At 68.3% G+C, this 25,136-nt stretch carries 18 protein-coding genes; 10 read left to right on the top strand and 8 right to left on the bottom strand.

Annotated features, from left to right (window positions below; all coding sequences use genetic code 11):
* Positions 1 to 3: 3 nt before the first annotated feature.
* On the top strand, positions 4 to 1,173 hold the full coding sequence (locus A5736_RS06490; protein WP_076245201.1) for a winged helix DNA-binding domain-containing protein: 1,170 nt from the start codon (positions 4 to 6) through the stop codon (positions 1,171 to 1,173).
* Here A5736_RS06490 and uvrA read toward each other — a convergent pair.
* Positions 1,170 to 4,079, bottom strand: a complete 2,910-nt coding sequence (gene uvrA / locus A5736_RS06495) for an excinuclease ABC subunit UvrA (protein ID WP_076245176.1) — start codon at positions 4,077 to 4,079, stop codon at positions 1,170 to 1,172. The genes A5736_RS06490 and uvrA overlap by 4 nt on opposite strands.
* A gap of 113 nt (positions 4,080 to 4,192) precedes the next feature.
* Here uvrA and A5736_RS06500 point away from each other — a divergent pair, with 113 nt between their 5' ends.
* Positions 4,193 to 4,870, top strand: a complete 678-nt coding sequence (locus A5736_RS06500; RefSeq protein ID WP_076245178.1) for an MBL fold metallo-hydrolase — start codon at positions 4,193 to 4,195, stop codon at positions 4,868 to 4,870.
* Between the two features lie 13 nt (positions 4,871 to 4,883).
* Here the strand turns inward: A5736_RS06500 and A5736_RS06505 are convergent, their stop codons facing one another.
* The gene (locus A5736_RS06505; protein ID WP_076126065.1) at positions 4,884 to 5,327 is read right to left on the bottom strand and encodes a universal stress protein; all 444 of its coding nucleotides are present in this window, start codon (positions 5,325 to 5,327) and stop codon (positions 4,884 to 4,886) included.
* Positions 5,328 to 5,601: 274 nt separating this feature from the next.
* Between A5736_RS06505 and A5736_RS06510 the strand changes: the two genes are divergently transcribed.
* The gene (locus A5736_RS06510; RefSeq protein WP_083667207.1) at positions 5,602 to 7,173 is read left to right on the top strand and encodes a glycosyltransferase family 39 protein; all 1,572 of its coding nucleotides are present in this window, start codon (positions 5,602 to 5,604) and stop codon (positions 7,171 to 7,173) included.
* Here the strand turns inward: A5736_RS06510 and A5736_RS06515 are convergent.
* The 3 genes from A5736_RS06515 to A5736_RS06525 are packed head-to-tail and all read right to left on the bottom strand — an operon-like array spanning position 7,157 to position 12,603.
* Entirely contained in the window at positions 7,157 to 8,572 is a 1,416-nt protein-coding gene (locus tag A5736_RS06515) for an MFS transporter (protein WP_076245181.1), read from the bottom strand. The two genes, A5736_RS06510 and A5736_RS06515, sit on opposite strands and share 17 nt — an antisense overlap.
* Positions 8,569 to 10,725, bottom strand: coding sequence for an excinuclease ABC subunit UvrB (gene uvrB / locus A5736_RS06520; protein WP_076126072.1), 2,157 nt, complete (start codon positions 10,723 to 10,725; stop codon positions 8,569 to 8,571). The genes A5736_RS06515 and uvrB overlap by 4 nt, the downstream gene beginning before the upstream one ends.
* 45 nt (positions 10,726 to 10,770) lie before the next feature.
* Positions 10,771 to 12,603, bottom strand: coding sequence for a serine/threonine-protein kinase (locus A5736_RS06525; protein ID WP_254848303.1), 1,833 nt, complete (start codon positions 12,601 to 12,603; stop codon positions 10,771 to 10,773).
* Between the two features lie 309 nt (positions 12,604 to 12,912).
* Here A5736_RS06525 and A5736_RS06530 point away from each other — a divergent pair, with 309 nt between their 5' ends.
* From A5736_RS06530 to A5736_RS06560, 7 genes are all read left to right on the top strand, one after another.
* Positions 12,913 to 15,462 (top strand): ATP-binding cassette domain-containing protein, encoded by a 2,550-nt coding sequence (locus tag A5736_RS06530; RefSeq protein WP_083667209.1) that lies wholly within the window; start codon positions 12,913 to 12,915, stop codon positions 15,460 to 15,462.
* Between the two features lie 69 nt (positions 15,463 to 15,531).
* Positions 15,532 to 15,972, top strand: coding sequence for a DUF402 domain-containing protein (locus tag A5736_RS06535; protein WP_139333167.1), 441 nt, complete (start codon positions 15,532 to 15,534; stop codon positions 15,970 to 15,972).
* A 36-nt stretch (positions 15,973 to 16,008) separates the two neighbouring features.
* Positions 16,009 to 16,581 (top strand): DNA polymerase ligase N-terminal domain-containing protein, encoded by a 573-nt coding sequence (locus tag A5736_RS06540; RefSeq protein WP_076126076.1) that lies wholly within the window; start codon positions 16,009 to 16,011, stop codon positions 16,579 to 16,581.
* 14 nt (positions 16,582 to 16,595) lie between these two features.
* Positions 16,596 to 17,576, top strand: a complete 981-nt coding sequence (ligD, locus tag A5736_RS06545) for a non-homologous end-joining DNA ligase (RefSeq protein WP_371328365.1) — start codon at positions 16,596 to 16,598, stop codon at positions 17,574 to 17,576.
* A complete protein-coding gene (ligD, locus tag A5736_RS06550; protein ID WP_076245186.1) occupies positions 17,576 to 18,475 on the top strand; it encodes a non-homologous end-joining DNA ligase in 900 nt (299 codons plus the stop codon). The genes ligD (A5736_RS06545) and ligD (A5736_RS06550) overlap by 1 nt, the downstream gene beginning before the upstream one ends.
* Positions 18,468 to 19,247 (top strand): Fpg/Nei family DNA glycosylase, encoded by a 780-nt coding sequence (locus A5736_RS06555; protein ID WP_076245204.1) that lies wholly within the window; start codon positions 18,468 to 18,470, stop codon positions 19,245 to 19,247. The genes ligD (A5736_RS06550) and A5736_RS06555 overlap by 8 nt, the downstream gene beginning before the upstream one ends.
* 11 nt (positions 19,248 to 19,258) lie before the next feature.
* Entirely contained in the window at positions 19,259 to 19,675 is a 417-nt protein-coding gene (locus A5736_RS06560) for a hypothetical protein (RefSeq protein WP_076126082.1), read from the top strand.
* A gap of 5 nt (positions 19,676 to 19,680) precedes the next feature.
* Here the strand turns inward: A5736_RS06560 and coaE are convergent, their stop codons facing one another.
* The 3 genes from coaE to polA all read right to left on the bottom strand — a co-directional run bounded on the left by coaE (position 19,681) and on the right by polA (position 25,121).
* Positions 19,681 to 20,859 (bottom strand): dephospho-CoA kinase, encoded by a 1,179-nt coding sequence (gene coaE, locus A5736_RS06565; RefSeq protein ID WP_076245188.1) that lies wholly within the window; start codon positions 20,857 to 20,859, stop codon positions 19,681 to 19,683.
* Between the two features lie 12 nt (positions 20,860 to 20,871).
* Positions 20,872 to 22,317: a 30S ribosomal protein S1 gene (gene rpsA / locus A5736_RS06570; protein ID WP_076064799.1), complete on the bottom strand. Its 1,446-nt coding sequence runs from the start codon at positions 22,315 to 22,317 to the stop codon at positions 20,872 to 20,874.
* A 119-nt stretch (positions 22,318 to 22,436) separates the two neighbouring features.
* Complete coding sequence (gene polA, locus A5736_RS06575) at positions 22,437 to 25,121, bottom strand: DNA polymerase I (RefSeq protein WP_139333168.1); 2,685 nt, start codon at positions 25,119 to 25,121, stop codon at positions 22,437 to 22,439.
* Positions 25,122 to 25,136: the final 15 nt, after the last annotated feature.

The raw sequence follows: 25,136 nt of genomic DNA on the forward strand, positions 1-25,136 counted from the left end.
AGCGTGCGCACCTTCACCATCGCCGAGCGACGGAACCGCCTGGCGCGCCGGCACTTTCTGTTGCCCACTGATCCGCGGCCGGTCACGCGGATCATCGCCGGGCTCGTCGCGGTGCACGCGACCGACCCCGCGACTCCGTACCTGTCGCTGTGGGCCCGGTCCTCCGGTTTCGCCACCGCCGACCTCGATGTCGAGCTTTACGAGAGGCGCTCCGCGCTAAGGCATCTGGCGATGCGCCGGACACTGTGGATGGTGAACAGCGACGACCTGGCCATGATTCAGTCAGCGGCCAGTGACCGCGTCGCCGACAACGAACGCCGCCGGCTGGCCGCCGACGTCCACAAGGCCGGCCTGGCCGCGGACGGGGACCGCTGGCTCGAGCGGGCCTGCTCCGCGGTGTTGCGCCACCTGAATGATCACGGGCCGGCCACCAGCACCGAACTGCGGACCGCGCTGCCCGAACTGACCGGAACCTATGACCCGGCACCCGGAAAACGTTGGGGCGGACCCATTTCCATTGCCCCGCGGGTACTCACCGTGCTCTCGGCGCAGGGCGACATCGTGCGCGGACCCAACGACGGAAGCTGGACCACGTCGCGGCCCCGGTGGGTCCATGCCGCCCAGTGGCTCGGCGCGCGGGACGAGGCCGTCGACGCCCAGGCCGAACTGATCCGGCGTTGGTTGCGCACCTTCGGCCCGGCCACCGCCGCCGACATCAAATGGTGGCTCGGCACCACGCTGACCGCGGTCCGAAAGGCGTTGGGCGACATCGGTGCCGTGCGGGTCGACGTGCACGGCAGCCCCGGCTACGCGCTCCCGGACGACCTCGAACCGGAATCGGACGTGCGGCCGTGGTGCGCGTTGTTGCCCGGCCTGGACGCCACCACGATGGGCTGGTTCGAACGGGAGTGGTACCTCGGCCCGCATCGCAGTCAGGTTTTCGACCGCAACGGCAACGCGGGCCCCACTGCGTGGTGGAACGGACGCATCGTCGGCGGCTGGTATCAGGACGACGGCGCCCGGGTGCGGTTGCAGCTCCTCGAGGATCCGGGCCAGCGCGCCCGGCGTGCCCTGCAGCGACGGGCCGACGAACTCACGTCCTGGCTGGACGGCGTGCGCATCAGTCCGCGCTTTCCGTCACCGCTGTCCAAATCGGCGGGCCGCGAAACCTAAACGCCGACTTTGCGCCGCCGCCGCGATGCACTCGCGGGCGCGCGCCCGCGGCCGACGACCTCGGCGAGAAACTTCCCGGTGTAGCTTTCCGGCACCGCGGCGATGTCCTCCGGAGTGCCCTCGGCGACGATGGTGCCGCCCTCGGCGCCGCCCTCCGGACCCATGTCCACGATCCAGTCGGATGTCTTGATCACATCCAGGTTGTGCTCGATGACGATCACCGTATTGCCTTTGTCGACAAGGCCGTTGATCACGTTGAGCAGCTTGCGGATGTCGTCGAAATGCAGGCCGGTGGTCGGCTCGTCGAGGATGTAGATGGTGCGCCCGGTCGAACGCTTCTGCAATTCCGCGGCCAGCTTGACCCGCTGCGCCTCGCCGCCGGACAGCGTCGGTGCGGGCTGGCCGAGCCGCACATAGCCCAGGCCGACGTCGACCAGCGTGCGCAGATAGCGGTGAATGCCGGTGATCGGCTCGAAGAACTCCGCGGCCTCCTCGATCGACATGTCCAGTACTTCGGAGATGGTCTTGCCCTTGTAGTGCACCTCAAGGGTTTCCCGGTTGTACCGGGCGCCATGGCAGACCTCGCACGGCACGTACACGTCGGGCAGGAAGTTCATCTCGATCTTGATGGTGCCGTCGCCCGTGCACGCCTCGCAGCGACCGCCCTTGACGTTGAAGGAGAATCGGCCGGGCTGATAGCCGCGGACCTTCGCCTCGGTGGTGGCCGCGAACAGGGTGCGGATCTTGTCGAAGACCCCGGTGTAGGTGGCCGGGTTGGATCGGGGTGTGCGCCCGATCGGCGACTGGTCCACCCGGACCAGCTTGTCCAAGCGATCCAGGCCGGTGACGCGGGTGTGCCGGCCCGGGACCTGCCGGGCGCCGTTGAGCCGGTTGGCCAGCACCGCCGCCAGGATGTCGTTGACGAGAGTCGACTTGCCGGAACCGGATACGCCGGTCACCGAGGTCAGCACGCCAAGCGGGAACGACACGTCGATGTCGCGCAGGTTGTGCTCGCGGGCGCCGACGACGGTGAGCTGCCGGCGGCGGTCGACGGGACGCCGGATCGCCGGCATCTCGATGCTTTCCTTGCCCGACAGGTAGGCGCCGGTGATCGAAGCCTTGTTGGCCAGCAGCTCGCCGTAGGTGCCGCTGTGCACGATCTGGCCGCCGTGCTCGCCGGCGCCGGGGCCGATGTCGACCACCCAGTCGGCATGCGCGATGGTGTCCTCGTCATGCTCGACGACGATCAGTGTATTCCCCAGATCCCTTAGGCGCGTTAGTGTTTCGATGAGACGACGATTGTCGCGCTGATGCAGCCCGATGGATGGCTCGTCGAGGACGTAGAGCACACCGACCAGACCGGAGCCGATCTGGGTGGCCAGCCGGATGCGTTGGGCCTCCCCGCCGGATAGCGTCGCAGCGGCGCGGGACAGGGAGAGGTACTCGAGCCCCACGTCGAGCAGAAAGCCCAGCCGCGACTGGATTTCCTTGAGCACCTGCCCGGCGATCGCCTGCTCGCGGTGACCGAGGGTGAGGCGCTGAAGAAAGTCCGCGCAGTCCGAGATGGACAGTTCACAGACCTCGGCGATGGACTTCACACCGCGGTCCCCCGCGGCCAGCGTCACCGCCAGGATCTCGGGCTTGAGCCGGGTGCCCTCGCACTCGGGGCAGGGCACGTCGCGCATGAAGCCCTCGTAGCGCTCCTTCATCTGCTCGGACTCGGTCTGGGCCATCTTGCGCTGCAGGAACGCGAGCACGCCTTCGAAATCGGCGTAGTACGAGCGGGTGCGGCCGTACCGGTTGCGGTAGCGCACATGCACCTGGTGGTCGGAGCCCTCCAGGATGGCCTTGCGGGCCTTGGCCGGAAGCTTGCGCCAGGGCGTGTCGACGTCGAATCCCAGCTCCTCGCCGAGCCCGGCCATCATCCGGGTGAAGTATTCGGCGGTGTGGCCATTCGACCACGGCGCCACCGCGCCCTCGGCCAGGGTGCGTTCCGGGTCGGGGACCACCAGGTCAGGGTCGACTTCCTTGCGGATGCCCAGGCCGACGCACTCCGGGCAGGCGCCGTAGGGCGAGTTGAACGAGAACGACCGCGGTTCCAGGTCGTCGACCGCGAGCGGATGTCCGTTGGGGCAGGCCAGCTTCTCCGAGAACCGCTGCTCGCGCGGGTGGCCGTGCTCGTCGTGATCGTCGGGGAACTCCAGCACGACGATGCCGTCGGCCAGGTTCAGCGCGGTTTCCACCGAGTCAGTGAGCCGCTGCTTGGCGGTGACCTTCACGGTGAGGCGGTCCACCACCACCTCGATGTCGTGCTTCTCCTGCTTCTTCAGCTTCGGCGGGTCGGTCAGCGGATGCACCACGCCGTCGACCCGGACCCGGCTGTAGCCCTGCGCGTTGAGCTTGTCGAAGAGGTCGGCGAACTCGCCCTTGCGGGTGCGCACCACCGGGGCGAGCACCAGGAATCGGGTGCCCTCCGGCATCGCCAGCACCTGGTCGACGATTTGCTGCGGCGTCTGCCGGGCGATCCGGTGGCCGCAGATGGGGCAATGCGGTGTGCCCGCGCGCGCGTACAGCAGCCGCAGGTAGTCGTAGACCTCGGTGATCGTCCCGACCGTCGACCGCGGGTTGCGGTTGGTCGACTTCTGATCGATGGACACCGCCGGGGAGAGGCCCTCGATGAAGTCGACGTCCGGTTTGTCCATCTGGCCGAGGAATTGGCGTGCGTAGGCCGACAACGACTCGACGTAGCGGCGCTGCCCCTCGGCGAAAATCGTGTCGAAGGCCAGCGACGATTTGCCGGAGCCGGATAGCCCGGTGAACACGATCAGCGAGTCGCGCGGCAGGTCGAGGTCGACGCCGCGCAGGTTGTGCTCGCGGGCGCCCTTGACGATCAGGCGGTCAGCCACACTGTCCCTCTCGATGGAGCTCTTGCCAGTGCTTAAAGCGGTGAACGCGCACGGCGCATTCCATGCTATGTGCCCGCACCGACAAGTTTCGATTGACCAGTAACGTGGCGCACATGACTGCCGTGGATGACAACTACACCGGACACGTCGACCCTGGCACTGCGGCCCGCCGGACCCTACCCGGCGCCACGATTCTAAAGGCGTCGGTGGGACCGATGGACAACAACGCCTATCTGGTGACGTGTGCGGCGACCGGAGAAACCCTGCTGATCGACGCGGCCAACGACGCCGAGGTGCTGATGGACCTGATCCGCCGTTACGCCCCGACGCTCTCGCTAATCGTGACCAGCCATCAGCACTTCGATCACTGGCAGGCGCTGGAGGCCGTCGCCGCGGCCACCGGCGCGCCGACCGCGGCCAACGAGATCGACGCCGAAGCGCTGCCGGTCAAACCGGACCGTTTGCTGTCGGGCGGCGACACCGTGCGGATCGGCGAGCTCAGCTTCGACGTCATCCACCTGCGCGGGCACACGCCCGGATCGATCGCGCTGGCCCTCGACGGGCCCGCGACGGGCGGGGTCACCCAGTTGTTCACCGGCGACTGCCTGTTCCCCGGCGGCGTCGGCAAGACCTGGCAGCCCGGGGACTTCACCCAGTTGCTCGACGACGTCACGACCCGGGTGTTCGACGTGTACGACGACTCCACCGTCATCTACCCGGGACACGGCGACGACACCGTGCTGGGCGCCGAACGCCCCCACCTCGCCGAGTGGCGCGAGCGGGGCTGGTAGACCGAACGAGCGGTTACGACGTGGTGTGCACGATCAACACGTCGACCTTGGCCCGACGTGAGACGTTGGCCGGCACCGATCCCAGCAGCCGGCCCGCGATGGTGCTCAGGCCGACGTTGCCGACGACCAGCAGGTCGGCCTTTTCGTCCTCGGCCAGCTTGACCAGCGCGTCCACCGGGGCACCGACGATGGGCTTCTCCTCGACGTTCTTGGCGCCGGCCTTGTGCGCCCGCTCCTTCGCGTCGTGCAGGATCGCGTAGATCGGGGCGGTGCCCGACACCTTGTAGCTTTCTTCTTTCAGGATGTCGGCGGCCCGGCCGTCCTCATGCTGGGGTAGATACGCCGACGCGATGATCAACTTGGCGCCGTCCCCGGCGATGGTGGCTGCTCTGTCCACCGCACGCATCGACGAGTCCGAGCCGTCGGTCCCGACCACCACAGTCCGATAGGCGCTCATTTACCCTCCCAGTGTCGGTTGCTACGCCAACCCCAGACAGTATCGCGTTGCCGGAGAAAGATGGGTCAGATTACCCACACACCGGTGGCGTGGCGCAACCCGCAAATTATCCCGCCACGCTGCGGCAACGGGCAATTTTTGCGGCCATAATGCTCGCGCTGCGGCATGCGGGGGACGGAAAGCATTGCATCGCAGACCTTCTCGTGAAATTCGGGTCGTGACCGCCGGTGACCTGGGCGGACGGGGCGCCGCCTGACTTACAGTGACATGCATCATGTCGATGCCCACCCTCGAGCAAGGCGCGTCGGACGTCGTTGACGAGTCTGCGCGCGCCCGCCGGCCCGGCCGGCTGCTCGACCCGTGGCTGGTAGGCGTCCTGGCCGCCGTCATCAGCGCCGCCTGGGCCTGCCGGCCCTCGCTCTGGTTCGACGAGGGGGCGACGATATCGGCGGCGGCCAGCCGAACCTTGCCCGAGCTGTGGAAACTGCTGGGGCACATCGACGCCGTGCACGGCCTGTATTACCTGCTGATGCACGGCTGGTTCGCGATATTTCCGCCGACCGAATTCTGGTCGCGGGTGCCCAGCGCCCTGGCGATCGGGGCCGCGGCCGCGGGGGTCACGGCGTTCAGCAAGCAACTCGTCCCGGGGCGTGCGACGGCACTCTGCGCCGGCGCCGTCTTCGCCATCTTGCCGCGCACCACGTGGGCGGGCATCGAGGCGCGCCCGTACGCCATGGCGGCCGCCGCCGCGGTGTGGCTGACGGTGTTGTTCGTCGCCGCGGTCCGGCGCAACACGCCGCGGTTGTGGCTGTGCTACGCGCTGGCGCTGATGCTGTCGATCCTGCTGAGCCTCAACCTGATCCTGTTGGTTCTGGTGTACGCGGCGATGCTGCCGCTCCTGGTTCCGAAGCGCTCCCGCAAGTCTCCAGTCATGTGGTGGGCGGTCAGCTCGGCCGTCGCCGTCGGCGTCATGACGCCGTTCCTCGTGTTCGCCCATGGCCAGGTGTACCAGGTCAACTGGATCTTTCCTGTCAGCTGGCACTACGCGTTCGACATCGTCCTGCGGCAGTACTTCGACCACAGCGTCCCGTTCGCGATTCTCACGGCGGTGCTCATTGTCGCGGCGGCCGTGGCGTGGCTGAGGGGCGCGCGGGGTCCCGCTGGCGACGTGCGTGCACTGCTGGTCATCTGCGGCGCGTGGATCGTCCTGCCCACCGCGCTCGTCGTCGTCTACTCGGCCGCCATCGAACCGATCTACTTTCCCCGCTACCTGATCCTCACCACGCCCGCGGTGGCCATGGTCATGGCCGTCTGCATCGTCACGCTCGCCCGCAAACCGTGGCCGATCGCAGCGGTGGTCCTGGCGTTCGCCGCCGCCGCGCTGCCGAATTACCTGTTCATCCAGCGCTGGCCGTATGCCAAGGAGGGCTGGGATTACAGCCAGGTGGCCGACCTGATCGAAGCCCATGCCGCCCCCGGGGACTGCTTGCTGGTCGACAACACGGTGCCCTGGCGGCCCGGTCCTATCCGCGCGGTCCTGGCCACCCGGCCCGCGGCCTTCCGGTCGGTGATCGACGTCGGGCGGGGTGCCTACGGGCCTAAGGTGGGTTGGCTGTGGGACGGCCACGTCGCGGTATGGCTGACGACCGCCAAGATCAACAAATGCTCCACCATCTGGACCATCACCAATAAGGACAAGTCGCTGCCCGATCACCAGGTCGGACAAGCGCTGCCCCCGGGAGTGTTCGGCCGCGCCCCGGCGTATCGATTCCCGAGCTACCTCGGCTTCCACATCGTCGAGCGTTGGCAATTCCACTACTCGCAGGTGGTCAAGTCGACGCGGTGACGGCGCGGCGATCGCCGCGCACCGCCGCGTAGGACGCCGCGACACCGGCGCCGGTCAAGGCGGTGAAAACGGCGAACAGCCAACGGGCTTCCATCACGTCGCCGCCCTGCACCGCGTTGACCACGACGCCGGCCAGGCCGGCGCCGAATGCCGCGGAGACGAGCTGCACGGTGTTGATCGCCGCGGCCGCCGCCCCGCCTTCGGCCGGGTCGTCGACGGAATCCATTGCGCGCACCGACAAGTGGGGCCACGCCATGCCGATTCCGATCCCGGCCACCAGCAGGGCCAGCGTCCAGAGCGCGACGACCCCGCCGGATGCGTTGTCGCGCTGGGTGAATGCGCCCAGAGCCAGACCCGAGGCCACCACCACCGGCGCGACCGCGATGACCCGCCCGATCGCCCGGGGGTTCTCCAGCGATGCGCTGACGATTTCGCTGAACGTCCACCCGACTGCGAGCGCCGCGCCCAGGAACCCGGCCGCCACGGGGCTCAGATGCGCCAACCGCTGACCGAAGAGAGGCACGTAGGTGTCCACCATGGCGCCGAGCATCAGCGCACCCATGGCCAGGTAGATCCACTTCAACGGTCCGGGACCAAATACGCTGGGCGGCAACACCTTTGCGGGCATCCGCCAGTCGGCGAGCACGAACAGTCCGACCAGCACGATCGCGACGGCGAGCAGCCCGGCGGTCGCGACGACGTCGTGCGGGATTTGGGCGACGCTGATCGCCAACGCGGCGGCCCCGATCAGCACCAGCGACCACACCGGCACCCTCATCACCGCCGCGGCACCGCCCGGGGCGCCCCTACCGGCGGCCAACGCGACCGGCACCAGCAGCGCCATCAGGGCGGTCACAATCGCCATCGCGACGAAAGCCCAACGCCACAAACCGAATTGCGCGAACAGCCCACCCGTCGCCGGCCCGACCACCGTGGCGACGCCCCACATGGCCGACACCAGCGCGGAGGCCCGGGTCCACAGCGCGCGCGGCAGCGCGGTGTTGATGACCGCATAACCAAGGCCGGCCAGCAAGCCCCCGGCCACGCCTTGCAGGGCGCGTCCCGCGATCAGGATTTCCATGCTGGGGGCCAGGCCACAGGCCAGGCTGGAGACGGCGAACACGGCCAGCCCCATCAGATACGACCTGCGCGCCCCGTAGCGCAGCAGCATCGGACCGACCATGGTCGCCGCGACCACCGACCCGACCAGGTACAGGGTCATCACCCACGCGTAGAGGCGGCTGCCGCCGATTTCGGCGACCGTATTGGGCAGCAGGCTGATGGTTAGAAATTCGTTGGTGGCGTACAGCGCTACCCCACCGGCCAGCACGACGGACGTCCCCAGGTAGCGGGCGCCCAGCAGCTCGCGCCAGCTGCCGGTGGTCGCAGTGTGCGTCACTTGAGCCCGGCGGCGTCCATCCCGCGCAGTTCCTTTTTGAGGTCCGCGATCTCGTCGCGGAACCGCGCGGCCAGCTCGAACTGCAGGTCCCGGGCGGCGGCCATCATCTGCGCGGTGAGGTCCTTGATCAGGTCGGCCAGCTCCGCGCGCGGCATGTTAGTGGTGTCGCGACCCTCGAACACGCCGGCGCTGACCACCCGGCCCGGCTCGCCCTGCGCCCGCCGCCCGCGTGAGACGCTGCGCCCGGACCCGATTTCGACGGTTTCCGTGTCGTCGGCCTCGGAGTAGACCCGGTCGAGGATGTCCGCGATCTTCTTGCGCAGCGGCTTCGGGTCGATGCCGTTGGCCTCGTTGTAGGCGACCTGCTTGGCGCGGCGCCGTTCCGTCTCATCGATGGCCTCGCGCATCGAATCGGTGACGGTGTCGGCGTAGAGGTGCACTTCGCCGGAGACGTTGCGCGCGGCGCGGCCGATGGTCTGGATCAGGCTGCGCGTCGACCGCAGGAAGCCCTCCTTGTCGGCGTCGAGGATCGCAACCAGCGACACCTCGGGCAGGTCGAGGCCCTCGCGCAGCAGGTTGATGCCGACCAGCACGTCGTAGTCGCCGAGCCGCAGCTGGCGCAGCAGTTCTACCCGGCGCAGCGTGTCGACCTCGGAATGCAGATACCGCACCCGGATGCCCATCTCCAGCAGGTAGTCAGTGAGGTCTTCGGCCATCTTCTTGGTCAGCGTGGTCACCAGCACCCGCTCGTCGACCGCGGTGCGCTTGCGGATTTCGCCGATGAGATCGTCGATCTGACCTTTCGTCGGCTTGACCGTGACCTTGGGGTCGACCAGCCCGGTGGGCCGGATCACCTGCTCGACGAACTCGCCCTGCGTCTGGCTCAGCTCGTACGGGCCTGGGGTGGCCGACAGGTACACCGTCTGCCCGATGCGGTCGGCGAACTCCTCCCAGGTCAGCGGGCGGTTGTCGCATGCCGACGGCAGCCGGAACCCGTACTCCACCAGGTTGCGCTTACGCGACATGTCGCCCTCGTACATGCCGCCGATCTGCGGCACCGTGACGTGCGATTCGTCGATGACGAGCAGGAAGTCCTCCGGGAAGTAGTCCAGCAGCGTCGCCGGCGGCGAGCCCGGCCCGCGGCCGTCGATGTGCCGCGAGTAGTTCTCGATGCCCGAGCAGAACCCGACCTGGCGCATCATCTCGATGTCGTAGTTGGTCCGCATCCGCAGCCGCTGGGCCTCCAGCAGCTTGCCCTGGCCTTCGAGTTCGGCGAGCCGCTCGGCCAGCTCCTCCTCGATCGTCGAGATCGCGTGCGCCATCCGCTCCGGCCCGGCCACATAGTGGGTGGCCGGAAAGATCCGCAGCGAGTCGACCTTGCGGACCACGTCGCCGGTCAGTGGGTGCAGGTAGTACAGCTCCTCGATCTCGTCGCCGAAGAATTCGATGCGCAGCGCCAGCTCTTCGTAGGACGGGATGATCTCCACGGTGTCGCCGCGCACCCGGAACGAGCCGCGGGTGAAGGACAGGTCGTTTCGGGTGTACTGCACGTCGACCAGCAGCCGCAGCAGCGCGTCCCGGGGGACCTCGGTGCCGACCCGGAGTTCGACGGAGCGGTCCAGGTAGGACTGCGGCGTGCCCAGGCCGTAGATGCACGACACCGAGGCCACCACCACCACGTCCCGGCGCGACAGCAGCGACGACGTCGCGGAGTGCCGCAACCGCTCCACGTCGTCGTTGATCGAGCTGTCCTTCTCGATGTATGTGTCGGTCTGCGCGATGTACGCCTCCGGCTGGTAGTAGTCGTAGTACGACACGAAGTACTCGACTGCGTTGTGCGGCAACATCTCTCGCAGCTCGTTGGCCAACTGTGCGGCCAGCGTCTTGTTGGGCGCCATCACCAGGGTGGGCCGCTGCAACCGCTCGATGAGCCAGGCGGTGGTGGCTGATTTGCCGGTGCCGGTGGCGCCGAGCAGCACGACGTCGCGCTCCCCCGCCTTGATGCGCCGCTCCAGCTCGTCGATCGCGGCCGGCTGGTCGCCGGCCGGTGCGTGCGGGCTGACGACCTCGAAGCGGCCACCGACGCGCATGACCTCCTCGACGGCGCGGTATTCCGAATGCGCGACGACCGGATGCTCAGTGGCGAAAGCCATGCCACCAGGGTAGAGCCAGCCACCGACAAGCGTGCCGGTCCTCGCCTAGCCCGCCGGCCGGGTCCACGTCCGGCTGACCGGGTCGCATTGGAGCAGGTAGCCGTCGTTCGAGGTGGAGGTGGCGAACACCGAGGTGCCCGGGCGGTCGCACGAGCTGCCCGAGGCGTGCACACCCGTCGCGATGGGCGCCTTGGCCCAGGCGGTGCCCTCGCAGACGACCTGCTCGTTGTTGGTCGGGTCGTACGCGAGCTTGTCGACGTCGGTGCACGACCCGCCGAGGACGGGCGGAACCGGGTTGGCCGGCGCGGTCGAGGTGTCGAGGACCTGCGTGGGATCGGCCAGCGGCACGCTCGCCGGCGCATCACCGACGCGGGTCGCCACCACGGGTATCCGCACCACGGCCCCTTGCGCGCCACACTCGTTGCTCATCACGGTCTGGGTTTCCGTACCGCGCAGCGTGCCGTCGGCCTGCGGCGCGAGCGACCACGCGACCGTCTCCTGCTGGGTGGCCCCGGCAAGTCCGTCCGGGGCGACGCAGCGCACCCGCTCCTGCTGCGGGGCGCCCTGCCAGTATCCGGCGACGAAACGCAGGGTGTCGGTCTGGCCTCCGCCGGCGGTGCTCGCCACCTGGTGGTCGGCATCGTCCAGCAGGGTCCCGGTGGCGGCGCAGCCGTTGGTGGTGCACGCCGAGCGGAACGCCCACCAGTCGGTGTCGGCCGAGTCCTGACGGATCGCGACGCCGTTGCCGGTCCGCTTGCTCTGGTCGTAGGTCAGTTGGTAGGTGCCGCTGAATGTCGGACCGCCGCGTCCCGTGGGGGCGGCGCTCGGGGCCGGCGGCGACGGACGCGAGGCGAGCGCGGGGCTGGCCGGCGCGGGTGCCGGCTGGAAGGAGTACAGGACCGACCAGGTCGCCGCCACGGCGACCAGCACCGCGCACACCAGCGCGGTCGCCCATCGCGTCCTCGACGAGTACCGGTGGCTCATCGCCGCGACGAGAGCCCGCGTGCCGCGTCGCCGGTGCGTGGCGACCCGAGCCGGAGCGGCGTTGCCCAACCGCTCGCTGACGGCGGCGGCGAAGTCGCGACACCGATCGAACCGGTCTTCGCGGCGCTTGGCGAGGGCCTTGGCGAACACGTCGTCGAGGTGCGCCAAATCCGGGCGGTACTCGCTGAGCCGGGGCGGATCCTCGTGCAGGTGCTGGCTGATCACCGCGACCGGGTTGGAGTGCTGGAACGGCGGCGCGCCGGTGAGCAGATGAAATGCCGTGCCGGCCAACGCGTATTGGTCTGCGCGGCCATCGATGTTGGCGCCGGTCAATTGCTCCGGCGCGGCATAGGCGACCGTTCCCACCGCGACATTAGTCTCGGTGATCCCGCTGATGCTGCCGAGATGGCGCGCTACACCGAAGTCCGCCAACAGGATTCGGCGTTCACCGTTCTCGGGATGGGTCAGCAGGATGTTGGCGGGCTTGACATCCCGGTGCAGCAGGCCGCGATCGTGCGCGTAGTCGAGGGCACCCGCGACCGCGTCGAGAACGGCACACGCCTCGTCGATATGCATCCCGTCCGGGTAATGCTCGCGCACCAGCCGCGACGCGTCGGTGCCCTCGACGTAGTCCATGGAAATCCAGAGGTGGCCGTCGAATTCGCCGCGATCGTGCACGCCGACGATGTGCGGGTGCCACAGGGTTGCCGCCAGATCGGCCTCACGGTTGAACCGCTCCCGGAATTCGGGATCCGCGGTGACCGCCTCGGCGAGCACCTTGATCACATCGCGCCGGGGCAGCCTGGGATGCAAAGCTAGATAGACCTCGGCCATCCCCCCGGCGCCCAGCGATCGCAGGACGGTGTAGCCGGCGAATTTCGTGCCGCCGGCCATCGCCAGGCGCGGGCCACTGCCCTCGTTTGGGTCCGAGCTGATGGCCGGGGCGCGGCGAAATAGATGCGCGCGCAATGCCTCTCGGGCCAGCCGCGGATTGCGCAGCAGGCGCCGCCCGGCGGCAATGCGCCGGGTGGTTACTTTGTGCTGGTCGTGCTCGTCCGTCAATGGTTGCCCCCTCAAGCGCGCTCTGCCGGGCGCTCCCCCCGGCACCCCATCGCATGATGCCGGACGCGGATAGGCGTTGGGCCACCGAAGGTTATGAAGGAGCTGTGAGCACGAAACAAAGTGAAATCACAGCCGACTCTCATGGAGCCCACTCGAGCGGCGGCCGATACTTGTGTGGTGAGTCGACCCGCCGCGCCCGCGCTGACCATTCGGCATGACGGGTCCCAACGTTCCTTCGCCGCGGGCCATGAGGTGGTCGTCGGGCGCGACCTGCACGCCGACTTACGCATCCCGGACCCACGGATATCGCGCGCGCACTTGATACTGCGTTTCGATCAAGGCCGCTGGCTGGCCATCGACAACGGCTCGTTGAACGGGACCTACGTCAACGGCTATCCGATGCCGGTGATCGACATCCACGACGGCCAGAGCATCAACGTCGGCAATCCGCAAGGGCCCCGGCTGACGTTCGCGATCGGCCCGCAGCGGGGGCCGACCAGCCGGCCATCCCCGACGAGGACGGTGGCGGATTCCGGGCCTCCCACTGTGGCGTGGTCGACCACCCAGGAGCGGACGAATCCAATCCCGCCACTGGCACGGCCGCCGCGACGGCCACCGGACAACGAGCGGACCGTGGCCAACGCCGGCAGATTGGCCACTCCGCACCCGCCACCGCCCGGCGAGTTCACCGTGATCGACGCCAAGACCGCGGACGTGTCGAACCTCGCCACGCGAATGGTGAAGTTCCTGACCCCGCGCACGCCGGCAGGCGGCACCGGCATCACGATCGGGCGCGCCGCCGACAGCGACGTCGTGGTGTCCGACGTCCTGGCCTCACGCCGGCACGCGACGCTGGTGCCGACGCACCTCGGCACCGAGATCCGCGACACCAGCGTCAACGGGACGTTCGTCAACGGCACCCGGGTGGGGTCGGCGATCCTGACCGAGGGCGATGTGGTCACCATCGGCAACGTCGACCTGGTTTTCCGCGACGGCACCGTGATCGAACGCAGCGCCGCCGCGGCCCGCACCGGCGGCCTCGAGGTGCGCGGCGTGAAGTACGTCGTCGACAACAAGCAGCTGCTCGACGACATCTCCCTGACCGCCCGGCCGGGGACGCTCACCGCCGTGATCGGCGGGTCGGGGGCGGGCAAGAGCACGCTGGCCCGCCTGATCGCCGGCTACGCCCGCCCCACCGCCGGGTCGGTCAGCTTCGAGGGTCACGACATCCACACCGAGTACGCGTCCCTGCGCAGCCGGATCGGCATGGTCCCACAGGACGACGTGGTGCACCGCCAGCTGACGGTGAACCAGGCCCTGGGCTACGCCGCCGAGTTGCGCCTTCCGCCCGACACTGGCAAGGCCGACCGCGCCAGGGTCGTCGCGCAGGTCCTCGACGAACTCGAGCTGACCAAGCACGCCGACACCCGCGTCGACAAGCTCTCCGGCGGCCAGCGCAAGCGCGCCTCGGTCGCCCTGGAACTGCTCACCGGGCCGTCGCTGCTGATCCTGGACGAGCCGACGTCGGGTCTGGACCCGGCGCTGGACCACCAAGTCATGACGATGCTGCGCCAGCTCGCCGACGCCGGCCGGGTGGTGATCGTGGTGACGCACATGTTGTCCTACCTCGATATCTGCGACCAGCTGCTGTTGGTGGCGCCCGGCGGCAAGACGGCCTATTGCGGCCCGCCCGACCAGATCGGTGCGGCGATGGGCACCACGAACTGGGCCAAGATCTTCACCCACGTCGGCGCGGACCCCGAGGAGGCCAACCGCCGCTTTCTGGCCCGCGCCGAGGCCCAGCGGCGGCCGCAGCAGCTGCTTCCCGACAAGACCGACCAGCCGGGCGACCTGGGCGCACCGGTGCATACCAGTGTGCGGCGCCAGATCTCGACCGTCGCGCGCCGCCAGGTGCGCCTGGTCGTCGCCGACCGCGCCTACTTCGTGTTCCTGGCGCTGTTGCCGTTCATCCTGGGTGCGCTGTCGCTGACCGTGCCCGGCAACATCGGATTTCACGTCGCGGGCCCGCATGCCGGCACGCCGGACGAAGCCGCGCAGATACTCAGCTTGCTGCTGCCCGCCGCGGCGTTCATGGGTACCGCGTTGACGATCCGCGACCTGGTCGGCGAGCGCGCCGTCTTCCAGCGCGAACAGGCGGTCGGACTCTCGACCACGGCGTACCTGCTCGCCAAGACCGGCGTGTTCTGCGGCTTCGCGATCCTGCAGTCGGCGATCACGACTGCGATCGTGGTGCTGGGCAAGGGCGCGCCGACGCGGGGCGCGGTGGTACTGGGGAACGCGACCGTCGAGCTGTTCGCGACCGTCGCCGCGACGTGTGTGGCCTCGGCGATGCTCGGGCTGGCCATTTCGTCGCTGGTCCGTTCCAGTGAGCAGATCATGCCGCTGTTCGTCGTGTCGGTGATGGCGCAGTTGGTGCTGTGCGGCGGGATGGTGCCGGTGACCGGCCGGCTGGGGCTCGATCAGCTGTCTTTTGCCACGCCGGCGCGCTGGGGCTATGCCGCGGCGGCGTCGACGGTCGACCTGCGCAACCTGGTGCCCGGTTCGCTGGTCCCCGAGGACGGGTTCTGGCAGCACACGCCGGAGATGTGGCTGCTCGACATGGGCATGCTGGCCGCGTTGTCGCTGTTCTATGCCGGGTTTGTGCGATGGAAGATTCGGCTGCGCCGCTGACTCATGCATCCGCCGAAACACGAGACATTCGATCTGGTCGCCCGCACCAACACCGACCCGAAGGGCATCGTGCGCACCGTCGACGAGTACGTCGTGCGGCCGTGGGGGCTCTACGTGGCCCGGCCCACGCCGGGCCGGGCCCAGTTCCATTACCTGGAGTCGTGGCTGCTGCCGTCGCTGGGCCTGCGCGCCACGGTGTTCCACTTCAATCCCGGCCACGAGCGCGACCATGACTACTACCTCGACGTCGGCGAATACACGCCCGGCCCGCGCGAGTGGCACTCCGAAGACCACTATCTCGACATCGAGGTTCGTACCGGGCGGGGAGCCGAGCTGGCCGATGTCGACGAGCTGTTCGACGCCGTCCGCCACGGCCTGCTGACTCCGGAGGTCGCCGAACGGGCGGTGCGCCGCGCCGTGGATGCCGTCGACGGCCTGGCCCGCAACGGCTACGACCTCGCCCGATGGCTGGCCGGCAGCGGCATGCAACTCACCTGGCGCACCGCGTAACAGTTTTCCGCACCCGCCGAGGGGTATGCCCCCGACATGCCCCTGAGCGAATATCGGCGCAAACGGCGCTTCGGCACCAGCCCCGAGCCGCGTGGCGAGCGGGGCACGAAGCGCCGCAAGGCCGACAAGCGGCCGTCATTCGTCATCCAGCACCACGCGGCGCGCAGCGATCACTATGACTTCCGCCTGGAGATCGGCGGCGTGCTCGTGTCGTGGGCGATACCCAAGGGGCCGTCGACGAACCCGAAGGACAGGAGGATGGCGCGCCGCACCGAGGATCATCCGCTCGACTATGCGACGTTCGAGGGAGTCATCCCGAGCGGCGAATACGGCGCCGGTGAGGTCATCGTCTGGGACCGCGGCACCTACGCCAACGCAACCAACTACGAAATGGCCGAAGGCCTTGACCGCGGCCATCTTTCGTTCCGTCTGCAGGGCGAAAAGCTGCAAGGCGGCTATGCCCTCACGCGGATCCGGGAGGGCAAAGACGAGACCTGGCTGCTGATCAAGCGCCGGGACGAGGACGCCGACGCGCGCCGAAAGCCGGTCAAGAGCCAGCCGGAATCGGTGCTGTCCGGCCGCACGCTCGACGACCTGGACGACTCGTGACCCGGCTCGCCGGGATGCCCGGCCGGGTACGCGCGGCCCTGCACGACGAGCCGGTGCCGGACTGGCGGAGTCCCACGCTGGCCACCCTGACCGAGAAGCGCTTCTCCGACCCCCATTGGATCTTCGAGCGAAAATTCGACGGGATGCGCTGCCTGGCGTTTCGCGACGGCAATCGGGTGTGGCTGCTGTCGCGAAATCGCCAGCGGCTCAACGGAACCTACCCGGAACTGGTCGACGCGCTCGCAGCCCAGCACACCACCCGATTCGTCGTCGACGGCGAGGTGGTGGCGTTCGAGGGACGCCGCACCAGCTTCGCCCGGCTGCAGGGGCGGCTGGGCATCACCGACCCCGAAGTGGCCCGGGCATCCCGCGTCCGGATCTACTACTACCTGTTCGACCTGCTGCACCTCGACGGCATGTCCACCACCGAGGTGCCACTACTCTGGCGTAAACGACTGCTGCGCAACACGATCGACTTCACCGATCCGCTGCGGTATGCGCCGCATCGCGTCGGGGACGGCATCGCCGGCTACCGCGCCGCCTGCGCCCGCGGCGACGAGGGAGTGATCGCCAAGCGGGCCGACGCGACGTATGAAGGCCGCCGCTCACCGAATTGGCTGAAGTTCAAATGCGTTCGCGACCAAGAATTCGTGATCGGCGGCTACACCAGCCCGAAAGGCAGCCGCATCGAGTTAGGCGCGCTGTTGCTCGGCTACCACGACGGCCGCGACCTCGTCTACGCCGGCAAGGTCGGCACCGGCTTCGACGAGGCCACCCTGCACAGCCTGCACGAGCGCCTGTCGCCCATCGAGCAGGATGCGCCGCCGTTCACCCGGGGTCTGGTGCGCGAGAACAGCGCCCACTGGGTCCGTCCCGAGCTGGTGGCGCAGATCGGGTTCACCGAGTGGACGCGTGACGGCAAGCTGCGCCACCCGCGCTATCAGGGTCTGCGCATCGACAAGGACCCCCGAGACGTCGTACGGGAGACACACTGATGGCACCTGAAGTCGAAATCACCCACCCGGATCGGGTGTTGTTTCCCGATCCGTCGTCGCGAAAAGGGATCACCAAGGCAGATCTCGTCGACTACTACGGCGAGGTGGCCGACACGATGCTGCCGCACCTGCGCGACCGGCCGCTGACCGTGCAACGGTTTCCGCGCGGCATCGGCGAACAAGGGTTCGTGCAGCAGGATTTCGCCGATTCGCTGCCGGACTGGATGAGCGGCGCCGAGGTCGCCAAAGAGGGCGGCACCCTTGTGCATCCGGTGGCCGACCGCCGAGAGGCGCTGCGCTGGCTGGCAAACCAGAACTGCATCACGTTGCACGTGTGGCAGTCGCGGCGGGACCGGCTGCACAACCCCGACCGACTGGTGTTCGACCTCGACCCCTCCGACGCCAACTTCGCGGTGGTGCGCGCGGCGGCCCGCGCGACCGCCGGCGTGCTCGATGACCTCGGGCTGGCGTGCTACGTGCAGACCACCGGTTCCCGTGGGCTGCACGTGGTGGTCCCGGTGCGTCCCGACACCGACTTCGACACCGCCCGTCAGTTCGCCCGCGACGTCGCCGAGGTGGTCGCGGCCGATGACCCCCAGCACCGCACCGTGGAGGTGCGCAAGGACAAGCGCGGCGGCCGGGTGTATCTCGACGTGATGCGAAACGCGTACGCGCAGACAGCGGTTGCACCGTATTCGGTCCGGGCCCGCCACGGCGCACCGGTGGCCACCCCGCTGGAGTGGGATGAATTGGACGCCCGCGGCCTACGGGCCGACCGATTCACCGTCCGCGATGTTCCCAAACGGCTGGCCGGGCAACGTGATCCGTGGGCCGACATGTCCCGTCATGCGCGCGCGCTGGGCGGCCCGGCGAAGCGGCTGGCGAAACGTCGTGCCTGAACTGCCTGACGTGGAAGGGTTTCGGCGCGAGCTTGCCGGCGTGCTGCCCGGCCGCCGCATTCGGCACGTAGCGGTTCGCGATCCCGGCATACTGCGCAACACCACCGCCGCGGCGCTCGGGCGCCGCTGCGCCGGGCACCGCTTCCGTGCGCCACGGCGGCACGGCAAGTGGCTGATCCTGCCCACCGACGGCCCGACGCTGCTGGTGCACAGCGGGATGACCGGACACCCGTACTACGCCGCCGACGATGCCGAGCCGAAGGGCTATGAGCGGCTGGTGCTGTCCCTGGACAAGGGCGAACTGCGCTACGCCGACCTGCGCAAGCTGCGCGGGGTGTGGCTGGCCGATTCCGACGACGACATCGCGCACGTGACGGGTCCGCAGGGCCCCGATGCGTTGGGCATGGACCTGCGCGCGTTTCGCGACGCGCTGTCCGGTCGGCACGGCCGGCTGAAGCCGACGCTGATGGACCAGTCGGTGATTGCGGGCCTCGGCAATCTGCTCGCCGACGAAATCTGCTGGCGGGCCCGGCTGCGACCGACGCTTCCGGTTGCCGACCTGGACGCCGACGACGTCAAGCGCCTGCACGCCGCCATGACGCAGGTGCTGCGCACGTCGGTGCGACACGGCCGCGTGCCCGGGCTGTCGCGGTGGCTCACCCGGGTGCGCGACGAGCCGGACCCGAGTTGCCCCCGTTGCGGCACGCGGCTCGCCCGCGCGCGCGTCGGGGGCCGGACATCGGTGTGGTGTCCCCGCTGCCAGCCCGGGTAATCTCGGCAGTTATGAGCCTTAGCAAGCGCAGGTGGATGACGATCGCCGCCCTGACACTGGTTGCGGCCGGCGCGCAGCTCAGCCCGGCGACTGCGCGGGCTGACCTGCACAACATCACCTACCGCGCCAGGATCGATGCGCTGACGACGGGCAGCCAGGCCACCTTCGTGATCAACGGCGGCCAGACCAACACCACCAGCCTTCCTTCGATGCCGGGCAACGTATTCGAAGCCAACACCGTATTACCCGACCCGGCGCAAGCCGGGCTCCGGATCGTCCTTCGTTTCCCGTACGCCGCGAACGTGCATTGCGAGATCGACGTCGACGACAACGTTTTCACGCAAGCCGACCAGATGGTCAGGCCCGCGCTCGGCAATGCCGATCCCAATAGCGGTGCGCTGCAATGCGGAGCGCCGTTGCCCGGTTAGTACGGCTAGGGTCGCCAGCCCGTTGAGTCGGCCCACTCCCACGCGCGGCGATACGCGTCGAGAAACCACGGCTCCTTGGCGGCAACGTACGTCCCGGTGTCGCCTTTCCCTTGCTTTTCGGCGTCGCGCTTGGCCGCCAGATAGTCGGCGCGGGCGTCGGGGTTGGCCGTCAGCCAATCCACGAATAGCAGCGCGAACTGCTGATTGGGCCAGCCATCCACCCGGATATGCACATTCGTCGGCCGGCCGGGATCGGCCGACGCGTGAAACCGCTTGCGCCACAACGCGGGATCGTCGCTGTGGGCGACGTCCTGCGTGATTCCCTCGACGCGCGGATATCCGACCGACAGCAGCGGCTCGGCGAGTTCGGCTGCCACCGCCAACGATTCGACCGTGATCTGGATGTCGATGACATCCTTCGCGTCGAGGCCGGGCACGGCGGTCGATCCGATGTGGTCGACCCGCACCGCCTTGTGGCCGCAGGCGGTCTGCAGCCGGGCGACGATACGCCGCGCCTGGTCGGGCCAGGCCGGGTCGGCCGGCACCAACCGGGCCGGCGCCCGGGCGATCTGGTGCTGCGCCACGTTATGGGCGAACGGCAGTATCCGGTTGTGCCATACGTCGCGCGCCCGCTGCACCAAATCCGCCTGGCTGCCCGAATTGTCCAGCCACACGTCGGCGACCGCCCGACGCTGTTCGTCGTCGGCCTGCGCGGCGATCCTGGCGCGGGCGTCATCTTCGGACATGCCGCGTTGCTCGACCAGCCGCCGCACCCGCAACTCGACATCGGCATGCACCACGACAACCAGCGGGAACAACGGCGCCATCCCGGATTCCACCAGCAGCGGGATGTCTTCGACGACGACGGCATCCTCAGCCACCGCGGCAATGATCTCCGCGCGCCGCTTGCCCACCAGCGGGTGGACGATCCCGTTGAGCTTCTTGCGCGCATCGTCGTCGGCGAAGGCCTTGGCGGCCAACGCCGGCCGATCCAACGATCCGTCGGCTAGCAGGATGTCGTCGCCGAACGCGTCGACAAGCGACGCAAGCCCCTCGGTTCCGGGCTGGACCACCTCACGCGCAATGACGTCGCCGTCGACGATGATCCCGCCGCACTCCGCGAACGTGGCGGACAGCGCGGATTTTCCGGCGCCGATGCCGCCGGTCAACCCGATGCGCAGCATCCGTGAACGCGATTATGCGTTGCCGGCGAGCTTTTCGCGCAGCGCGGCCAGCTGGGCGTCGCTGGCCAGCGACCCTCCGGCGGCCTTCTCGGGGGGAGCGCCGTTGCCTGGCGACTGGTCGCCACCACTGGGCGCGGCGGCCTCGGCCGCGGCGAACTTCTCCATCTGCGTGGTGTGCATCTTGTGCCGGCGCTCCGCCTCGGCGTAGCGCGCCTCCCACTCGGTGCGCTGGGCGTCGAATCCTTCCAGCCACTCGTTGGTGTCCGGGTCGAAGCCCTCGGGGAAGATGTAGTTGCCCTGCTCGTCGTAGCTGTCGGCCATGCCGTACTTCGCGGGGTCGAATTCCTCGGTGTAATCCTCGTTAGCCTGCTTGAGCGACAACGAGATCCGGCGACGCTCCAGGTCGATGTCGATGACCTTGACCATTGCATCGTCGCCGACGGCGACCACCTGGTCCGGCACCTCGACGTGCCGCTCGGCAAGCTCGGAGATGTGCACCAGGCCCTCGATGCCCTCCTCGACGCGGACGAACGCGCCGAACGGAACGAGTTTGGTGACCTTGCCCGGCACGATCTGGCCGATGGCGTGGGTGCGGGCGAAGTGCCGCCACGGGTCTTCCTGAGTCGCCTTGAGCGACAAAGAAACCCGCTCGCGATCCATGTCAACGTCGAGCACCTCGACGGTGACCTCGTCACCGACCTGGACCACCTCGGACGGGTGATCGATGTGCTTCCAAGACAACTCGGAGACGTGCACCAGGCCGTCCACACCGCCAAGATCGACGAACGCGCCGAAGTTGACGATGGAGGACACCACACCCTTGCGGATGGCGCCCTTTTGCAGCTGGTTGAGGAACTCGCTGCGCACCTCGGACTGGGTCTGCTCGAGCCATGCGCGCCGCGACAGCACCACGTTGTTGCGGTTCTTGTCCAGCTCGATGATCTTGGCCTCGATCTCCTTGCCGATGTACGGCTGCAGGTCGCGCACCCGGCGCATCTCGACCAGCGAGGCGGGCAGGAAGCCGCGCAACCCGATATCGAGGATCAGGCCGCCCTTGACGACCTCGATGACGGTGCCCTTGACGGCCTCGTCCTTCTCCTTGAGCGCCTCGATGGTGCCCCAGGCGCGCTCGTACTGGGCGCGCTTCTTGGACAGAATCAGCCGGCCCTCTTTGTCCTCCTTGGTGAGAACCAGGGCCTCGACTTCGTCTCCCACGGAAACGACCTCGTTGGGGTCGACATCGTGCTTGATGGAGAGCTCGCGGGCGGGGATGACCCCTTCGGTCTTGTAGCCGATGTCGAGGAGCACCTCGTCCCGGTCAACTTTGACGATGGTGCCTTCGACGATGTCGCCATCGTTGAAGTACTTGATCGTTTTGTCTATTGCGGCAAGAAAGTCCTCGCTGGAACCGATGTCGTTGACGGCTACTTGGGGCGAGGTGACGGCGGGACTCGGCATGTTGTTGGGTTGCTCCGGACAGGTGGGGTCGTAGGGACAATTCGGGATTTACCTGTTGAGGCTACTCGACAGGGCACAAGCTGGACAAACTCGGGCTGTAATGCGGCGCTAATCCGGCTTCAGTGCGCCGCTGAGTCCCAGCTGCGACCGTAGCCCACCGAGACCTCCAGCGGGACGTCCAGCGGGTAGGCGCCGCCCATCTTTTCGCGTGCCAGCGCTTCGACCTGTTCGTGCTCGCCAGGGGCGATTTCGAACAGCAATTCGTCGTGGACCTGCAAAAGCATGCGCGACGAGAGCCCGGCGTCCTTGATCGCCTTGTCGACTTCGATCATCGCCACCTTGATGATGTCGGCCGCGCTGCCCTGGATCGGCGCGTTGAGCGCCGCCCGCTCGGCGGCCTCGCGTACCTGTCGATTGCTGCTGTCCAGCTCGGGAAGATAACGCCGACGGCCCAATACCGTTGAGGTGTAGCCGTCCTTGCGGGCCTGCTCCACGACGTCCATCAGGTAGTCGCGCACTCCGCCGAATCGGGCGAAGTATTGGTCCATCTGGACTTTCGCCTCCTCGGTGGAGATCTTCAGTTGGGCGGCCAAGCCATATGCGCTGAGCCCGTAGGCCAATCCGTACGACATCGCCTTCACCCGGCGGCGCAATTCGGCGGTGACTTCCTCGATCGGCACGCCAAAAGCGCGTGAAGCGACGAACGAGTGCAGGTCCTCGCCGGTGTTGAACGCCTCGATGAGGCCTGCATCGCGGGACAGGTGCGCCATGATTCGCATCTCGATCTGGCTGTAGTCGGCCGTCATCAGCTCGGCCATCGGGCCATCGGGCCCCTTGCCGACCACGAACGCATCCCGGATCTGGCGGCCGGCGTCGGTGCGGATCGGGATGTTCTGCAGGTTGGGCTCCGTCGACGACAACCTGCCGGTCGCCGCGATGGTCTGGTTGAACGTGGTGTGGATGCGCCCGTCGCCGGCCACCGAATTGAGCAACCCGTCGACGGTGATCTTCAGCCGGGTGACGTCGCGGTGGGCGAGCAGGTGTTGCAAGAACGGATGTTCGGTCTTGTCGAACAGCGATTGCAGGGCATCGGCATCGGTGGTGTAGCCGGTCTTGGTTCGTTTGGTCTTCGGCATGCCCAGCTCGTCGAACAGCACCACCTGCAACTGTTTCGGTGAGCCCAGATTGATCTGCTTGCCGATGACGGCGTACGCGGCCTCCGCGGCATCGCGGATCTGGTCGCCGAATTGGCTCTGCAGTTCGGTCAGCAGCCGCAAATCCACTGCGATGCCGGCGTTTTCCATGTGCGCCAGCACCTGCTGAACGGGCAGCTCCATCTCGGCCAGCAATGCCGTCGAGTCGATGCGCTCCAGCTCGGCGTCCAGCGCATCGGCCAGATCCACCACCGCGCGGGCCCGCAGGATCACCGTCTGGACGGCTTGCTCGTCGACGCCGCCCGCCTCGTCCAAGTCGTCGAGCAGCGAAAGTTGTTGCTGCTCGGGTGTTTCCGCGCGCAGTTCGCGACGCAGGTAGCGCAGCGACAGGTCGTCCAGGGTGAAGCTGCGTTGACCCGGCCGCACCACGTAGGCCGCCAGCGCGGTGTCGGACGTGACGCCGCTCAGCGTCCAGCCGCGGCCCCACAGGTCGTGCATGGCCAGCTTCGCCTCATGCAGCGCTTTGGGTTTCGCGGGATCGGCGAGCCACGCCCCCAGTGCGGCGTCGTCGTCGGGGGTCAACGCCGCGGTGTCGACGTACGCGCCTTCCCCGTCGGCGGCGGCGATGGCCAGCGCGGTGGCGTCGCCCTCGTAGGGCAGGTGCGTACCGACGACCGCCAGCCCGCAGCGGCGCCCGTCGCTGGCGTGCTCGGCCAGCCACTGTCCTACGGTGCCGGCGTCCAGTGCGCCGCCGCGCACGTCGAAACCCTCATCGACCTCGGGCTCGACGGCGGCCAGCGTGTCGAACAGGCGGTCACGCAACACCCGGAATTCCAGGTCGTCGAAGAGCCGGTGGATCTGGTCGCGGTCCCACGGCTGCAGCCGCAGCGTGTCCGGGGTCTGCGCCAGCGGCACGTCTTTCACCAGGTCGGTGAGCTCCCGGTTGCGCACCACGCTGGCCAGATGCGCGCGCAACGCGTCGCCCACCTTGCCGCGCACCGACTCGACGTTGTCGACCAACCCCTGCAGCGAGCCGTATTCGACGATCCACTTCGAGGCGGTCTTCTCCCCCACGCCGGGGATGCCGGGCAGGTTGTCGCTGGGGTCGCCGCGCAGGGCGGCGAAGTCGGGATATTGCGCGGGGGTCAGCCCGTACTTCTCGACGACGGCATCGGGGGTGAAGCGGGTGAGCTCGCTGACGCCCTTGCGCGGGTACAGCACCGTCACGTCGTCGCTGACCAACTGCAGGGAGTCGCGGTCACCGGTGACCACCAGCACGCGGTATCCCTCGTTTTCGGCCTGGGTGGCCAGCGTGGCGATGAGGTCGTCGGCTTCGAATCCCGGTTCCGCGAGCACCGTGATGCCAAGTGCGCCCAGCACTTCCTTGGTGATGTCGATCTGCCCGTGAAACTCGTCGGGCGTCGAGGATCGGTTGGCCTTGTATTCGGGGTAGCGCTCGGAACGGAAGGTCTGCCGTGACACGTCGAACGCGGCGGCGATGTGCGTCGGGGCCTCGTCGCGGAGCAGGTTGATCAGCATCGCGGTGAATCCGTACACCGCGTTGGTGGTCAGCCCGCCACGGGTCTTGAAGTTCTCGGCGGGCAGCGCGTAGAACGCGCGGAAAGCCAGTGAATTGCCGTCCAGCAGCATCAGCGTCGGCTTGGT

Source organism: Mycobacterium sp. SP-6446 (assembly GCF_001954045.1).
GTDB lineage: Bacteria > Actinomycetota > Actinomycetes > Mycobacteriales > Mycobacteriaceae > Mycobacterium.

Bases quoted from the DNA above. Each gene is read 5' to 3' on its own strand.
- A5736_RS06500 (WP_076245178.1), top strand. From the start codon at position 4,193: ATGACTGCCGTGGATGACAACTACACCGGACACGTCGACCCTGGCACT.
- A5736_RS06505 (WP_076126065.1), bottom strand. From the start codon at position 5,327: ATGAGCGCCTATCGGACTGTGGTGGTCGGGACCGACGGCTCGGACTCG.
- A5736_RS06510 (WP_083667207.1), top strand. From the start codon at position 5,602: ATGTCGATGCCCACCCTCGAGCAAGGCGCGTCGGACGTCGTTGACGAG.
- uvrB (WP_076126072.1), bottom strand. From the start codon at position 10,725: ATGGCTTTCGCCACTGAGCATCCGGTCGTCGCGCATTCGGAATACCGC.
- A5736_RS06525 (WP_254848303.1), bottom strand. From the start codon at position 12,603: ATGGCCGGCGGCACGAAATTCGCCGGCTACACCGTCCTGCGATCGCTG.
- A5736_RS06530 (WP_083667209.1), top strand. From the start codon at position 12,913: ATGGAGCCCACTCGAGCGGCGGCCGATACTTGTGTGGTGAGTCGACCC.
- A5736_RS06540 (WP_076126076.1), top strand. From the start codon at position 16,009: ATGCCCCTGAGCGAATATCGGCGCAAACGGCGCTTCGGCACCAGCCCC.
- ligD (WP_371328365.1), top strand. From the start codon at position 16,596: ATGCCCGGCCGGGTACGCGCGGCCCTGCACGACGAGCCGGTGCCGGAC.
- ligD (WP_076245186.1), top strand. From the start codon at position 17,576: ATGGCACCTGAAGTCGAAATCACCCACCCGGATCGGGTGTTGTTTCCC.
- A5736_RS06560 (WP_076126082.1), top strand. From the start codon at position 19,259: ATGAGCCTTAGCAAGCGCAGGTGGATGACGATCGCCGCCCTGACACTG.
- coaE (WP_076245188.1), bottom strand. From the start codon at position 20,859: ATGCTGCGCATCGGGTTGACCGGCGGCATCGGCGCCGGAAAATCCGCG.
- rpsA (WP_076064799.1), bottom strand. From the start codon at position 22,317: ATGCCGAGTCCCGCCGTCACCTCGCCCCAAGTAGCCGTCAACGACATC.
- polA (WP_139333168.1), bottom strand. From the start codon at position 25,121: ATGCTGCTGGACGGCAATTCACTGGCTTTCCGCGCGTTCTACGCGCTG.